Origin of the sequence: Streptomyces sp. NPDC060366 (assembly GCF_042725135.1) — a bacterium.
Lineage (GTDB): Bacteria > Actinomycetota > Actinomycetes > Streptomycetales > Streptomycetaceae > Streptomyces.
The window spans coordinates 223,515-238,012 of record NZ_JBHXDC010000008.1; the positions used below are offsets into that span (position 1 = coordinate 223,515).

A 14,498-nucleotide genomic window follows, 5' to 3' on the forward strand; every position below is an offset into this window, starting at 1 on the left:
TCCCGGGCGGACCTTGGCCGGATTTGCGGGAACATCTCACCGAGTATTTCGAGTCGGCGGAGAACGGCCAGGTGCGAGGCCGTGTCATGGCTCTTGTCGGGGGCTACGGACTGGGTAAGAGCCATATCGCCGAGAAACTCATCAGCACGGTCCGTGACAGAGGCAGCTCCCAGCCCATCTGGGTGATCGGGCAGCCTTTCACCGACATGGGGTCGGTCTACCGCAACCGGATCATGCATCCGCGGGACGACTTCAACGCCCGCGCCGAACTCGAACGCGCGGTGACGGACTACCACTCCGACGTCGTGGCGGACTTACTGGACCGGGACGAGTCGCTCCTCCAGAGCGAACAGGAACGCGACTACGTACGCGGACTGCGCGAACGCCGGATCGACCCGCAGAAGATCGCCCAGACGTACGACCTGGACCAGGAGTTGATCCAGCGGCGGCTGCGGGAACACCTCAAGGGAGTGACCGACCACCGCGCCTTCGCCACCGCGCTGGCCCTGCTGCTGCGCCGGCCCTTCAACAGCGACGTGTGGGACTGGCTGTCGGGGGAGCGGCCCGCGCAGTCGCTGCGGGACCGGGGGATCACCGGCGCGATCGACGGCATCCAGATGACGTTCGACGCCCTCGCCGTCTTCAGCTTCGTCTACGGGCAGGTCGGGAAACCGTACGTCCTCGTCCTCGACGACTTCGAGAAGGTCTACAGCTGGCGGCGCAAAGAGCGCATGCTCTTCATCAACGCCTTCGAGATGCTGGTCAACTGCTATGTCAACGAAGGCGGTCTGCTCGTCTTCTGCATCCAGCCGGACTCCTGGGGCAAACTCCCGCCGTCCCTGCACGAGCGGGTGTCGCCGTTCTGGCTGAACAACTGGAACGCCCGGCGGACCGAAGAACTCATCAGCGCCTACGTGAGCGGCCCGGCCTCACAGACGGACGCGGCGGCGCCGGAGACACCCTTCGCGCCCTTCACCCGCCCCGCCGTGGGCGAGGTGGCCGTCATCTCCGACGGCGTCCCCCGCAGAGCGCTGCGCATCTGTGAGAGCGCCTGGAACACGGCGCTCGGGCCGCGCGGCGAACCGGCGCCCATCGACAGTCGCATCGTGCACCGAGCGGTACGCGCCGACTACGAGACACGCTCGACGGAGGAGGTCTACAGCCTCCTCGACAAGGCGCTCACCGAGGAGCAGTGGGGCCGCGCGGCCGGGCCGGAGGGGCTGAACGAGTCGGTCGTCGGCAGCCATGGGCACGCGCCGTACTGGGTACGGGTCGCGGCCGCCTCGTGGATCGCCATCGTCCCGGTGGGCTCCGTCCTCGGCGACGACGACGTCGAGGCCATCCGGCGCGTCACCGACACCGTGCGCGACGTGTTCCAGTCCAGCCACTGCGAGGTGCTCATCGTCGTGAACGGACAGGTGTCACGCACCATGCGGGACCGCGTCACGGCCGTGACGGACACCGTCCCGCTCGCCGTGGGGGAGCGGCGGTTCGCCCGTGACCTCACGCTCGGCGTCGCCAAGCTCGCCGACCGGCTCCGTACCAGCAGCCGCGACGCCCAGCTCGAACGGGTACGCGACCGGCTCGACACCATCACCGCCCAGCAGTCCGACATCATGCGGCGGCTCGACAGCGTCGAGGTCGGCATCACCCGGCACCAGCACGCGAGCGCGGTCCGCACGGACCGGACCCCCGAACTCCCGCTGCCCGACACCGTCCAGCCCTATTTCACCGCCGCGTTCGCCGGAGTGGACCGGCTGCTCGACGGCACCGGCGAACCGTCCCCCGATCTCGGGGTCGACGGCAGCGGCATGGCCGCCCCCGGTGGCCGCCCGCACCGCATGGACTTCAGCGAACGGCGGATGGAACTCCTGGGCACCGCCGCGCACGCGCGCAATCTCATCAAGGCGTTCCAGCGATCCCTCGCCGACTGGTGGCGCACCGTCGGCGGTGACGAGGGCGGGCCCATCGACCGCGAACAGCACCAGAGCCTCTTCGTCATCTGCCGCAGCTTCGAGATCTCCATCGAGGTGCTGCCACCGCTGAGTCCCGTCGCGTCGCCCGGCGAAGTGCCCGGCGGCTCGTTCCGTACCGGTTCGTGGGAGGAACCGCCCGTGCCGTACGACAGCGATCCGGGGGAGCTGCTGACCGCGCTGGCGGGCGACGTGCTGCGCTCGACGCGCGCCGTCGTCAGGAGCCGGCTGCCGAGATCCCCCTGACCAGCTCGCGCAGCCGGGTCTCGGCGTTGGCCACCTCGAACTGGTCGAGTGTGACGCCGAGGACGAAGTCACCCTCGCCCCCGCCCAGCCAGTGGATGTACACGGCGCCCTCCTGCACGTCCAGCACCAGCCGGGTGAGCCCCGACAGACCGATCGACTGCAACGGCTCGGCCAGACTCGCCACCGTCGTACGGAGGCGGAACGCGATGTCGTGGTACATCGCGCGCTTGGCCGCGGCCACGACACCCACCAGATGGGGACTGATCAGCCGGTCGCCGAGAGCGTCACCCGCGCACACCAGCGCCCAGTCGCGGTAGTACGCCGCGTACTGAAGGTCGTGCCGGTTGACCAGCGACTGCCAGTCGCGGCGCAGTGCGGACACCAACACCTGGTCCGCCGTCCGGTCCGCCTCGAAGTTGATGTCCTGGGGGCCGTCGAGCGCTCGCAGCGGACGATTCTTGTCACCGCCCAGATGCTCGTCCGGCTGATGCAGTACCGCTTCGCGGATGTCCGCGACCGTGTCGTTCATCATCCAGTCCAGCCCATCCACCCCGGCGTCCGCCAGGGTGACGGAGACCAGATGCTGACCGCGCTTCAGCCGTCCGTAGTGCATCGCCCCGCCGGTGGTGACGGCCAGCACCCGCATCAGATAACCGGTTTCCAGCCGGTCCAGTGTCGTGCTGAAGTCCGCCACGCAGCGCAGCAGTTGGCGGCCGGGCCGACCCTCGGTCTCGACCTCCTCGTCCCACGGCAGGCCACCGGCCGCGGGGAACGGGGGCGCGCCCGCCGGCCGGACCGCGAAATCCACGATGTTGTTGCTGAAGTGCGCGATACCCCGGAACAAGGGCGTTTTCCGGGCCGCGGCCAGACACCGCTGGGCGAACTCCTCGTAGGCGTCGTCGGTCCAGTGGTCCGCCTTCAGCAACTCGGCACGGGTGCCCGCCGATTCCTCGAGGCCGGCCTGTTCCGTCATGTCCACTCCGTTCCCCTCCCCGGGCCGCCGCCCGCCGATGTCACACGCCGGGCAGTTCCACGTCGATGTCCCCGCGCCGCCGCGCCATCTCCGGAGTGAGAGGCCCACCCCTCAGCTCGGCCTCGGTGATGGCCAGGTTGTCCGCCGCGACGGCCCGGAACGGGTGCCGTGCCATCTCCAGCCTGTCGTAACCGTCGCGGGCGAACTTCTCCAGCGCCGCCGCCTCGTCCAGCCGGCCGCTCGCGAAGAGCGCGCCGGCGACACCGACGGCCGCCGCCATGACCCATGGATGCCCGGCGCCCATCCGCTCAGTCAGCGCCGACTGCGCGGCGGTTCCGATCTCCAGCGCGGGCGCGTGCCGCCCGGCGTACCGCAGATGAACCCCGAGCCGTACCCGGCAGAGCTGCGCGAACGGATGGGCGGCGCCCAAGGTGCTCTCGATACGGGTCAGACAGCGCTCCGTCTCGGCGACCGCCTCCTCGAACTCACCCAGCACACAGAGATCCACCGACAGACTGAACCGGCAGCGCAGCGTGGCCAGATGCTGCTCCCCGAGCCTTTCGAGTGCCAGCTCCAGCACCCGCAGATCGCGCTCCCTGGCCTCGTCGGGGCGGCCGAGCCGGCGCTCGCTCACCGCGAGCCCGTTCTCGGCGTCGACCCGCAGAGGCACCCCGAGCGGGTTCGCGTCGGAGGACGAGCGGCGCAGCATCAGCCGCTTCAGCAGGTCGAACGACTCCGCGTTCTGCCCGAGATTGCGGTGCATGGCGGCCAGGAACGGCACCAGCTCCACCACGCGCGCACTGTCCGGGCCGCCGATCGCCCGTCGTTGGTTGTGCAGGTTCTGAAGCAGCCGCAGCGCCTTGTGGTAGTCGCCGTTCAACGCCAGGGACAGCGCGAGCGTGTGTTCCACCAGGGCGGTCGCCTCGTGCCGGGGCCCCAGCAGTTCCAGCATGCTCTGCGCGGCGCTGTCGTCCTCGGCCAGCCCGTCCGAGAAGTTGCCCACGGCCCTGAGGCCCGCCGAGTACAGCCTGTTGGTCTGGAGCGCGCGGGGGTGGCTCGGACCGAGGAGCGCGCGGTAACCATGGAGGGAGGTGCGCGCCAGCCGCCCCGCGTCGCCGTACTGGCCGAGCCGCCGGTGCGCCTGGGACTTCAGGGCGAGCAGCCGCAGATACTCCGGGGTCCGACCGTCGTGCCACGAGTTGACCGCGAACTCCGCGACCCGCAGGGCCTCTTCCAGCGACACCTTGTCCCCCGACCGCACCAGATCGTGGAGATGGCCCAGCAGCCGGCCGCGCACCTGGGGGCGCTCGTCGTCCCACAGTTTCAGTGCCTCGATCTGGCGGGCCCGGCGGTCCATGTACTCCTTGGCCCGGGGGCCCTCCCGGCGTCCGGTGCCGTCGGCCGCGGGCTCGTACCGGCCGACGACCTCGCGCAGCTCCGCCTCACGCCCGGCCCGCCGTGACCCCATGCGCCGTACGACGAGCTCCCGGACGACTCCGTGCATCCGTACCGGTTCGTCGGGGCGGGCGAAGTCGAACTCGACGAGGCCGTAGCGGTTCAGCGCCCACAGGGCGACGTCGACCATCAGCGGCTCGTCGAGATGCGCGCCGTCACCCGGCTCCGGGGCCGGACCGGACATCGGCGCGTCCCCGGGTGACGGAGGTTCGCGGCGCCGGCGGACCACGGCCGCCTGCATCTGGGGCGACCGCAGCAGTGGCAGATCCATCCCCGCGCCGGCCAGCAGGGCGCACACCTCGGCCAGCCAGACCAGCGGGTCGCTGCCGCCCGCCACCCGGGCCCACACATGGGCCGCCGCCGTCTCCTCCAGCGAGGCGAACGCGACCTCCAGCAGGACACGCGGCAGCGGTACGTTCGGCATGTCACGCAGCAGCCTTCGCTGATGCCTGTCGAACAGTTCGGTGAACCGCTCCACCGCCCGCCGGATCGCCTCCGTACGCATGAGGTTGTCCGTGTCGACGCCCCGTGCCGTCTCCACGCCCAGCCACGCGGCGGCCAGATACACGCTCAGCGGCAGCAGTCCGACCGTCTGGCCGACCCGGCGGGCGGCGGCCGCCGGCAGGTTGGGGACCATCACCGAGAGCAGCAGTTCGCTCTCCTCGGCGGTGAACGGCTCGACCACCACCGCCCCGGAGTCCGCCGCGCTGTCGGTGCCCCGGACCGTCGCCAGTACATGACAGCGCTCCGACGGGCGAGGCAACAGCCCCCCGATCTTCTCCAGTTCGGCGGCGGTCGCGATGTCGTCGCAGATCAGCAGCCACCGCTCGTCACGATTCGCGGCCGAGCGCTGCAACTCCCTGACGGTCTCGACGACATCACCGGCCCCGTCCAGGCGGAAGGCCCGCACCAGGCCGGTGAGGCCCCGGTCCAGCTCCTTCGGCGTGACGGCCCGCAGCCACCACACCACGTCGTAGCCGCCGCTGAAGCGGTGGCAGAACTCCAGGGCGATCTCGCTCTTCCCGACTCCCGGACGCCCCGTCACCCGGCAGATGCCGCCCGTCCGGCCCGCCGTGGTGAGCGCCGCGCGCAGCCGGTCGAGGGTCTCGTCGCGCCCGACGAAAGAGGCGTTGCGGGGAGCGATGTTCTGCCTTCTGGGCCGGTTGGGGAAGTTGAGCCTGCGCGGTCCGGGGGCCGGCGGGGCGGCCGTCATGTTGAGACCGCGCATCAGCGTCTCGACCGCTCCGGGCTCCGGCAGATGACGCAGATCGATCTGCTGATGATGGGAGAGCCGGCGGGGCGGCGCCTCCTGCTCGACCAGCACCAGACGCACATTGGGGTGCGAGAGGTCCGCGAGGAGGTCACCGCGCTCGGGGCGCAGGCCCGTCGGGGAGAGCAGCAGCACCATGGCGTCGGAAGACGGGCGCTGCCCGTTGTACGCCGCGAATTTGAGCCTGGTCACCGTGACCCCGGCCGCCGCGAGCTGTGCCTCGATCCACTCGGCCCAGGCGAGGTGGTGCGCCGCGTGGACCACGAGGGCGTGCTGGGAGCCCCCGGCCCGGCCGGAGCCGAGCGCGTCGGCGAGCTGGGTGAAACTCGGCGCCAGGGGCCGGTCGGCGGGGGCCTCCCCCTGTCCGGCCGTCAGCGCCAGGGCGCGCTGGTACGTCGCGTCGTACGGAATCTCCACGTACCCGGTCCGGCCCGCGCCCCACAGCGGCTGGAAGCTCTCCCGCACCCGGTCACGGGCCAGGCGCAGCTGGTCCTCCATCCGGGGGTCCGCCTGGAGGCCCACCGCCACGACGTCGATCCGGCGCGCGTCGGCGGCGGGGACACCGGCGGCGAGCGCCGACGCGGCCTGGATCGACCACGAGTTGAGCGAGAAGCAGGTGACCAGGGTGTGGGGGAGATGGGCCCACCGGGTGAGCTCGTCCTCGGTGCGGAAGACCGGCGCGTCGATGAGGACCCGGTCGTACTCGCCGAAGGGGAACTCGTCGCGGCCCGGCAGAGCCTTGAGACCGTCGAGTTCGTCGAGGGTGACCAGGCTCAGGACGGGGCTGTTGTCACCGGGCGCGATCCGCCACCGACGCTCGGGAGGCAGGGCGGGCGGCGTCGACGCGCTCACCGCCGGGAGGGTTACGGGACCGGGCGCGGCGCCCCCGTCGTCGGGCTCCGCGCCGGGCGGAAGCAGTCGGCGGAGCATGTCGGCGGCCCGTACTCCCGCCCGTCGGGCGTCCAGCACGAGCACCCGCCGTCCGGAAGCGGCGAGCGTCACGGCGACACTGAGCAGGGTCGACGTCTGCCCGATATTCTCCGCCGTGGAACAGAACATGGCCACCCGCGGTCCGCGGATGTCGACATCGGCCTCGGACATCGTCGCTCCACTTCTGGCCGCGGAATCCCTCGCGCGAGCGTGCTCAGTATATGAGTTGAGAAAAGGAACGTGGCGGAATCGGGGCGCCCCGGTCCGCGGTTTTGTCGTCGGGCGTGTCCGTGCTGAGCAGGAAATCGGGCCGATCGGCGGACTCGCGGACACTGCGCAGCGCGTGGGCGAGTACGTCGCCGGGCAAATGCTCGATTTCTTCGAAAGACAGCTCCGACAGATCCACCATCAGAGATTCCAGGTCGTCGCGCGGATCACCGTGCGCATCGCCGTGGTCGGTCATTGTGGATCACCCTCACCGTCCGACGGAATTCGTGGGAATACGTCACCGAGACGAAGAAGTGCCGGATCGGCATGGTAACGGACCGTCAGAACCGCTACCAGGGCGTTGCGGGAAATGATCGAGGCACGTTCGCAACTCCCGTCCGCGCCCCCAGGCCAATTCGCGCCCTTGACTGCCGAACCGCAGGGCAAGAATCCTTGGCGTGCAGGGGCCGAATGATCGTCACGGGGAGACGCACAGTGCTGCACGAAGGCGGCGTGACCCTTTCCTCGTACCGCATGACCGGAGCACTGTTCGACCGGATCGCCACGGGCGGCGGCGGTGCCGAGGCGGTCGCGGTATTCGCCGGCTCCGAACACAGCAGACGTCTCGTACTCCTGCGCGCCGTGGTGGCCCGCGCCGAGGAGCGGGGCGGGGCGCCGGGAGCCGACGCGCGCCGCGCGTGGTCGGTGCTGAGCGCCGCCCGGCACGTCTCGCCCGCCGTGGTGCGTGAACTCCTCTGCTATCCCGCGACGGGCCTGGGGCTTCTGCACGGTCTGCGGGCCCTCGACGAACCGCGTCCGGCACCGACCTCGCCGGCGCCGCTGACCTCCCTGTCCGCGCTGTCCGCAGCGGCGGCGGTGCGGACCGGGCTGACCAGGACGCTCGCGCTGCCCGTCAGCGCCGAAGGGGTGCTGCTCCCCTCCATGGGACTCGCCCGGTTCAGAGGCGTCCGGGACGGTGAAACGGCCCTGGTGCACAGTGGCCCGGACGCCGCGGTCGAGGTGGACGGCCGACGCGTGAGCGTCCCGGCGCGGCACTGGGAGGACGGCGAGGACTGGCTCGCGGTGCGCCGGGCGGCGGTCGTCGGCGACGGGGAACCGCTGCTGCTGGACGACCTCGATCCCTACGCCTTCCCCTCGGCCCAACGCGCCCCCCGGCTGACCGAACGGCAGTACGCCCACTGGCGGACGACGATCCGTCAGGGGTTGCGGCTGCTGCGCTCCGAGCACCCCGAGACGGCCGCCGAGGTCGAGGGCGGACTGCGCACGCTGGTCCCTCTCCGGTCGCCAGGACCGGCCGGAACGAGTTGCAGTTCGGCGGAGGCGTTCGGCTGTCTGGCGCTCTCCTCACCGTCGTCCGCGGCCTCGGTGGCTCTGGCGTTCACCCACGAGACGCAGCACAACAAACTGAGCGCGCTCCTCCATCTCTTCGACTTCTTCGCGACGGACGACCCGGCCGCGCGCTACTACGCGCCCTGGCGCGGCGACCCCCGGCCCCTCTCCGGACTTCTCCAGGGCACGTACGCGTTCCTCGGCGTCGCCCAGTACTGGAACAGGTGCCTGGGTTCGGCGCACGGACCGGACGAAGCGCACATGGCGGAGCTGGAGTTGGCGCGCTGGCGCCAGGCGGTGCGCACGGGCGTGGCACAGCTGACGGACTGTCATGCCTTCACCCCGACGGGGCGCCGCTTCGTGTCGGGCATGCGGACCGCGCTGCGTGAACTGAGCGTGCGGAGCCTTCCGTTGACGGTTGTGGCGCGGGCCGACGACCTGGCGGCGGAGCATCGCCGTCGGTGGGTCGAGGCGAACGGGGCCGTGCCCGGCACACCCGAGTGGGCCGGCTGAGCGGGCGGGACACGGCCGCCCGCGCGGCGTCGCGGCGGCCGTTGCCCGTGTCAGGGCCGGTAGACGCGGAGCCTCGCCACCTCGTAGGACATCTCCGTGGTCGCCGGATCCGGGGGCGGGTGGTAGCGGCCCGCGCACACCGAGAGGTTGACGATGAGATGGGCCCGCCAGTCACCGCCCACGCCGGTGCGGTCCTCGAAGGCGCGGGCGCCGTTGATGTGCCAGACGACCGAGCGGGCGCCGAGGTGGATCTCGAAGTCCACCCAGGCGCCGGGGCGGATCGCCCGGTCGCGGTAGTAGCGCCGACCGCCGTTCACATGGTTCGACAGCTCCAGCAGGTCCGGATTGTCCGGGTGGTACTCGAACACGTCGATCTCGTTGCCGCCGTCCAGCCAGGTCCAGATCGCCGGCCACGCCCCCTGCTCACGGGGGAGGCGGACCCGGGTCTCCAGGATGTCGCCCGAGCGGACCATGAAGTCGTCGGCGCTGCCTTCGGTGGTCAACAGCCCCGTCTTCCAGGTGCCCCGGGGCATTCGCGTCGCTCGGAAGACACCGGACCGGCTGTAGTCGGGATCCGCGGTGAGGTGGTCCAGTTTGTCGTCGCCCGGGTTGGTCGGGCCGCCGTCGGGATACGCCCAGGAGCGGCCGGCCACCCACTGGTCCCGCGACGAGAAGTCGGCGGTGAACACAGGTCGGCCGTGGGGGGATTGAGGAGAGTGGGAGTTCGCGGATTCGTCCGCCGTACCGCTGGATCCGAACATGCCGTCGATCACCTCGATCTCGCACCGCACCACGCGTCCACGGTCCGGAACGGTCCGGGTCCAGGGCGGTGACCTTGGGATACGTACCTGTCGGGGCGGAAGACGAAACGCCATGAAAGCCCGCACAGTTGTGTGGTCCGTCGCCATGGCCGCGTACGGGAGACGCTTCCTAGTCTCGGGCGGAGTCGACGAAAGGCATCGGATGAGTGTGGACAAGGTGGTCGCCCGCGCGGCGGACGCGATCGCGGACATCGGGCGCGGAGCGTCGCTGGGGGTGGGCGGTTTCGGGCTGTGCGGTGTCCCCGGAGTGCTGATCGACGCGCTCCTGGCGCGTGGGACCGGCGAGTTGCGGGTGGTGTCCAACAACTGCGGAGTGGATGACGGGGGTCTCGGGCTGCTGCTGCGGCGCGGGCTGATCTCCCGGATGACCAGCTCCTACGTGGGGGAGAACAAGGAGTTCGCGCGCCAGTACCTCAGCGGCGAGCTGGAGGTGGAGCTGGTACCCCAGGGGACCCTCGCCGAGCGGCTGCGCGCGGGCGGATCGGGCATCCCCGCGTTCTACACGCCGGCGGGCGTGGGAACCGCGATCGCGGACGGCGGACTGGCGTGGCGTTACGGCGCCGACGGCTCCGTCGCCGTCGCCTCGCCGCCCCGCGAGACCCGCACCTTCGCAGGGCGCGAGCATCTCCTCGAAGAAGCCATCACCACGGACTTCGCCCTGGTCAGGGCGGCGGCGGGCGACCGGCACGGCAATCTCCGGTTCCACGCCTCCGCCCGTAACTTCAATCCGCTGGTGGCCATGGCCGGACGCGTCACCGTCGCCGAGGTGGAGGAGCTGGTCGAACCGGGCGAACTCGGCCCCGACCGGGTCCATTTGCCCGGCATCTTCGTACAGCGGGTCGTTCCGGTACGGGCCGGGGACCCGGCTGCCGGGAAGCGCGTCGAACGGCGCACCGTACGCGTACGTCAGGAAGGGACGGTGGGGCATGGCTCTGACGCGTGAGGGGATGGCCGCCCGCGCCGCCCGCGAGCTGCGCGACGGCGCCTACGTCAACCTCGGCATCGGTCTGCCGACACTGATCCCGGAGCATCTGCCCGACGGTGTCGAGGTCGTCCTCCAGTCGGAGAACGGCATCCTGGGCACCGGCCCCTACCCGTACGAGAACGAGGTGGACCCCGATCTGGTCAACGCGGGCAAGGAGACGGTGACGACCCTGCCGGGCGCGTCGTACTTCGACTCCGCGCTGTCCTTCGCGATGATCCGCGGCGGGCACATCGACGTCGCCGTGCTGGGCGCCATGCAGGTCTCCGCGTCCGGCGATCTCGCGAACTGGGTGATCCCCGGGAAGATGGTCAAGGGGATGGGCGGCGCGATGGATCTGGTGCACGGAGCCCGGCAGGTGATCGTGCTCATGGAACACACGGCGAAGGACGGATCGCCGAAACTCCTGACGGAGTGCACCCTGCCGCTCACCGGTTCCGCGGTCGTGAACCGGGTGATCACCGATCTCGCCGTCCTCGACGTCACGGCGGACGGCCTGCTGCTGCGGGAGCTGGCACCGGATGTGACGGTGGACCAGGTACGGGCCGCCACCGGTGCGGAACTGACGGTCGCCCTGTCGTCGGGCGCCGGACGGGCTTAGCAGCGCGGCGCGCTTCCCGCAACAGGTGGTGACCCCCCTGTGGTGGCCGGGTTGTGGAGCGCCGACACATTCCGGGGCGGGTGAGACGCTTCCTACTGTGACCGCACCCCACTGGAGGTCACGTTGTCTCACACACCGTCGTCCGAGCCGAACCGAACCACATCACAGCCCCCCACCCGGCGTGGGCGGCTGCGCCGCGTCCTCGGGCGCGTCGCGGCCGCCCTCGCCCTGGCGACCGGGATCGCACTGCTCCCGCCCGCGCCCGAGGCACAAGCCGCCGTCACCCTGGAGCGGGTGACCAGTTTCGGTGCCAACCCGGGCAGCCTGAACATGTACGTCTACCGGCCCTCGTCCCTGCCGGCGAACGCGCCCGTGGTGGTCGCGCTGCACGGCTGTACGCAGTCCGCCCAGATCTACGCAGACAACTCGGGCCTGACGACCTTCGCCGACCGCCAGGGCTTCCTGCTGGTCTTCGCCGAGACGACGTCCCTCAACAACGCGAACAAGTGCTTCAACTGGTTCCAGGCCGCCGACATCCGGCGAGGCCAGGGCGAGGCCGCGTCCATCCGGCAGATGGTCGCCCACGCCGTCTCGTCCTACGGCGCCGACGCCGGAAGGGTCAATGTCACCGGACTCTCCGCCGGCGGCGGCATGACGGCGGTCATGCTCGCCGCGTACCCCGACGTCTTCAAGGCCGGCGCGGTGATGGCCGGACTGCCGTACGAGTGCGCCACGGACGTCGTGGCGGCGTTCACCTGCATGAGCCCCGGCGTGGACCGTACGCCCCAGGACTGGGCGCAGCGCGTACGGAACTCCTATCCCGGTTACACGGGCCCGTGGCCGAGGGTGTCCGTGTGGCAGGGCGACAACGACCCCACCGTCGTCCCGAGGAACGCCGACGAACTGCGCGACCAGTGGACCCAGGTGCACGGACTCGACCAGACGCCGGACCGCAGCTCCACCATCGGAGCCAACAACACACGCCGGGACGAGTATCTGGCCGGTGACGGCACCGTCGCCGTGGAGGTCAACCGGGTCCCGAACATCGGGCACGGCACGCCGGTCGACCCCGGCACCGGCGCCGAGCAGTGCGGAGCGACCGGCACCGCCCACTTCATCGACTCCATCTGCTCCAGCCACTGGGTCACCCGCTTCTTCGGACTCGACACGTCCGCGCCGGGGCCCGGCCAACTGCCCGCGCCGACCGGACTGCGGGCCACGGGTACGACCGCTTCCGCCATCTCCCTTGCCTGGGAGCCGGTGGCAGGCGCGACCGGCTACGCCGTCTACCGAGGCGGTACGCGCCTGGCCCAGCCGGCCGATCCCCAGTACACCGACAGCGGTCTGAGCGCCGGGACCACACACGCGTACAGCGTGGCCGCGCGTGGCTCGGACGGAGCCGAAGGCGCGCGCTCGGCGCAGGTCACGGCCGGCACCGGCGGAACGGCGGCGGCCTGCTGGACGGCGAGCAACTACGAGCACGTGCGCGCCGGGCGGGCGACCACCAGCGGTGGCTACGTGTACGCCAAGGGTTCGAACCAGAACATGGGCCTCAACAACACGTTCGTCATCCGCACGTTGAAGGAGTCCCCGACCGGTTACTACGTCCTCGCCGACGCTCGCTGCCCCTGACGGGTGGGTAGCGTCCCGCAGCCCCGCACATGCCGTGTGTCGTGTCCTCGCAACGGAGTGATGGTCCATGCCACTTGTTCCACAGAACGTCCCACCCGTCCCACCCGGCGGTCCCGCCGGCAGAGTCCGGGCCCGGTGGATCCGCGCCACCGGCCTCGCCGCGGCGGCCCTGATGGTGGCCGTCGCGGCCCCCGCGGCCTCGGTCTCCGCCGCTGACGCCGACACCGGCCGACCGGGCCACTGCGCCGGGATGAAGGCGATCGTCGTCCCCGGCGCCGAACACCAAGAGGCCGCCTGCCTCGACGAGTTGACGACCGCCGGGACAGTCGCCTCGGGCCACACCGACGAGGCCGACTGGGCGGGGCTCACCCCCAAAGACCTCGCCACCCCGAGCGGCGTACCGGGAATCCAGCTCGACGGCTACTTCCCCGACTCCTCCACCACCAACACCAGCCACGGCTGGAACCACGACTCGCAGTTCGTGATCCGGCTGCCCGACCGCTGGAACGGCGGCCTCGTGATCGCCGGATCGCCCGGGGTCCGTAAGCAGTACGCCAACGACCGGGCCTTCGGCGACTGGGTACTCGCCCGCGGCTACGCGTTCGCCGCCACCGACAAGGGGAACACCGGCGCCACCTTCCACCGCGACGGCTCCGCACCCGGCGACGCCCTCGCCGAATGGAACAGCCGGGTCACCCAACTCACCCTCGCCGCCCGCGAGGTGGCCGCCCAGCGCTATCAGCGGCCGGTGACCCGCACCCTCGCGATGGGCATGTCCAACGGCGGCTATCTCGTGCGGTGGCAGTTGGAGAACCACCCCGAGCTGTACGACGGGGGCGTCGACTGGGAGGGCACCCTCTGGCGTACGGAGGACCCGAACCCGCTCACCTTCCTGCCGCCCACCCTCCGCGCCTACCCCACCTACGCGGCCGGTGGCGCGGGAGCCGGCGCCGCACACCGGCAGATCGTGAAGGCCGGATTCCCTGCCGGCTCCGAATTCCTCTGGCCGTACCACCACCAGTACTACTGGGACCTCACCCAGCGCATCTACCGCGAGGAACTGGACCCCGGGTACGACGGCGCGGTCGAGGCCGGGACGCCCTTCTGCGCCCCGGGAACACCCGCCTGCGACGCCGACTACGACTACGGGTCGCGGCCGGCGGCCGTCCGTGACGCCGTCGAGAAGATCGAACTGACCGGCCGGATCGGCAAACCGCTGATCAGCTTCCACGGCACGCTCGACGTACTGCTGCCGATCTCCAAGACCTCGGACACCTACGCGCGGATGGTGCGCCAGGAGGGCCGTGGCTCGCTGCACCGGTACTACCGGGTCGAGGGCGGCACCCACGTCGACTCGCTCTTCGATACCTTCCCCGACCGGCTCCGCCCGCTGGTGCCGTGTCACCGCTCGGCCGTCACCGCGCTGGAGCGCTGGCTGGACGACGGCAGGCGCCCGCCGCCGAGCCGTACGCTGCCCCTGCCCGACGGGGCGGATCCGGCCAAACTGCTCACCCGCTGCCCCCTCGGACGGTGAACGGAGGATGA

General features: G+C 71.1%; 10 protein-coding genes. 6 read left to right on the forward strand and 4 right to left on the reverse strand.

Going from position 1 to position 14,498, the window contains the following annotated elements; translation table 11 throughout:
• Positions 1 to 86: 86 nt before the first annotated feature.
• Positions 87 to 2,219, forward strand: coding sequence for a hypothetical protein (locus ACFWHU_RS21415; protein ID WP_387226369.1), 2,133 nt, complete (start codon positions 87 to 89; stop codon positions 2,217 to 2,219).
• Here ACFWHU_RS21415 and ACFWHU_RS21420 read toward each other — a convergent pair.
• From ACFWHU_RS21420 to ACFWHU_RS21430, 3 genes are read right to left on the reverse strand one after another with little or no spacing between them, the layout of a single operon-like run.
• A complete protein-coding gene (locus ACFWHU_RS21420; protein ID WP_385792429.1) occupies positions 2,191 to 3,192 on the reverse strand; it encodes a hypothetical protein in 1,002 nt (333 codons plus the stop codon). The genes ACFWHU_RS21415 and ACFWHU_RS21420 overlap by 29 nt on opposite strands.
• A 40-nt stretch (positions 3,193 to 3,232) precedes the next feature.
• A complete protein-coding gene (gene fxsT / locus ACFWHU_RS21425) occupies positions 3,233 to 7,018 on the reverse strand; it encodes an FxSxx-COOH system tetratricopeptide repeat protein (RefSeq protein WP_387226371.1) in 3,786 nt (1,261 codons plus the stop codon).
• Between the two features lie 43 nt (positions 7,019 to 7,061).
• A complete protein-coding gene (locus tag ACFWHU_RS21430) occupies positions 7,062 to 7,310 on the reverse strand; it encodes a hypothetical protein (protein ID WP_387226373.1) in 249 nt (82 codons plus the stop codon).
• 278 nt (positions 7,311 to 7,588) lie between these two features.
• On the opposite strand from ACFWHU_RS21430, the gene ACFWHU_RS21435 reads away from it, so the two are divergent.
• Positions 7,589 to 8,917: an HEXXH motif domain-containing protein gene (locus ACFWHU_RS21435; RefSeq protein WP_387226375.1), complete on the forward strand. Its 1,329-nt coding sequence runs from the start codon at positions 7,589 to 7,591 to the stop codon at positions 8,915 to 8,917.
• Between the two features lie 50 nt (positions 8,918 to 8,967).
• Here ACFWHU_RS21435 and ACFWHU_RS21440 read toward each other — a convergent pair whose 3' ends face one another.
• Positions 8,968 to 9,711 carry a beta-glucanase gene (locus ACFWHU_RS21440; RefSeq protein ID WP_387226377.1) on the reverse strand — a complete coding sequence of 248 codons (744 nt, stop codon included), beginning with the start codon at positions 9,709 to 9,711 and terminating at the stop codon, positions 8,968 to 8,970.
• A gap of 169 nt (positions 9,712 to 9,880) precedes the next feature.
• Between ACFWHU_RS21440 and ACFWHU_RS21445 the strand changes: the two genes are divergently transcribed.
• The 4 genes from ACFWHU_RS21445 (at position 9,881) to ACFWHU_RS21460 (ending at position 14,487) form a co-directional block, all read left to right on the forward strand.
• Positions 9,881 to 10,681, forward strand: a complete 801-nt coding sequence (locus ACFWHU_RS21445; protein ID WP_387226379.1) for a CoA transferase subunit A — start codon at positions 9,881 to 9,883, stop codon at positions 10,679 to 10,681.
• A complete protein-coding gene (locus ACFWHU_RS21450) occupies positions 10,665 to 11,321 on the forward strand; it encodes a CoA transferase subunit B (RefSeq protein ID WP_387226381.1) in 657 nt (218 codons plus the stop codon). The genes ACFWHU_RS21445 and ACFWHU_RS21450 overlap by 17 nt, the downstream gene beginning before the upstream one ends.
• A gap of 330 nt (positions 11,322 to 11,651) precedes the next feature.
• Complete coding sequence (locus tag ACFWHU_RS21455) at positions 11,652 to 12,953, forward strand: PHB depolymerase family esterase (protein ID WP_387226550.1); 1,302 nt, start codon at positions 11,652 to 11,654, stop codon at positions 12,951 to 12,953.
• A 67-nt stretch (positions 12,954 to 13,020) separates the two neighbouring features.
• Positions 13,021 to 14,487, forward strand: a complete 1,467-nt coding sequence (locus tag ACFWHU_RS21460; RefSeq protein ID WP_387226383.1) for a 3-hydroxybutyrate oligomer hydrolase family protein — start codon at positions 13,021 to 13,023, stop codon at positions 14,485 to 14,487.
• Positions 14,488 to 14,498: the final 11 nt, after the last annotated feature.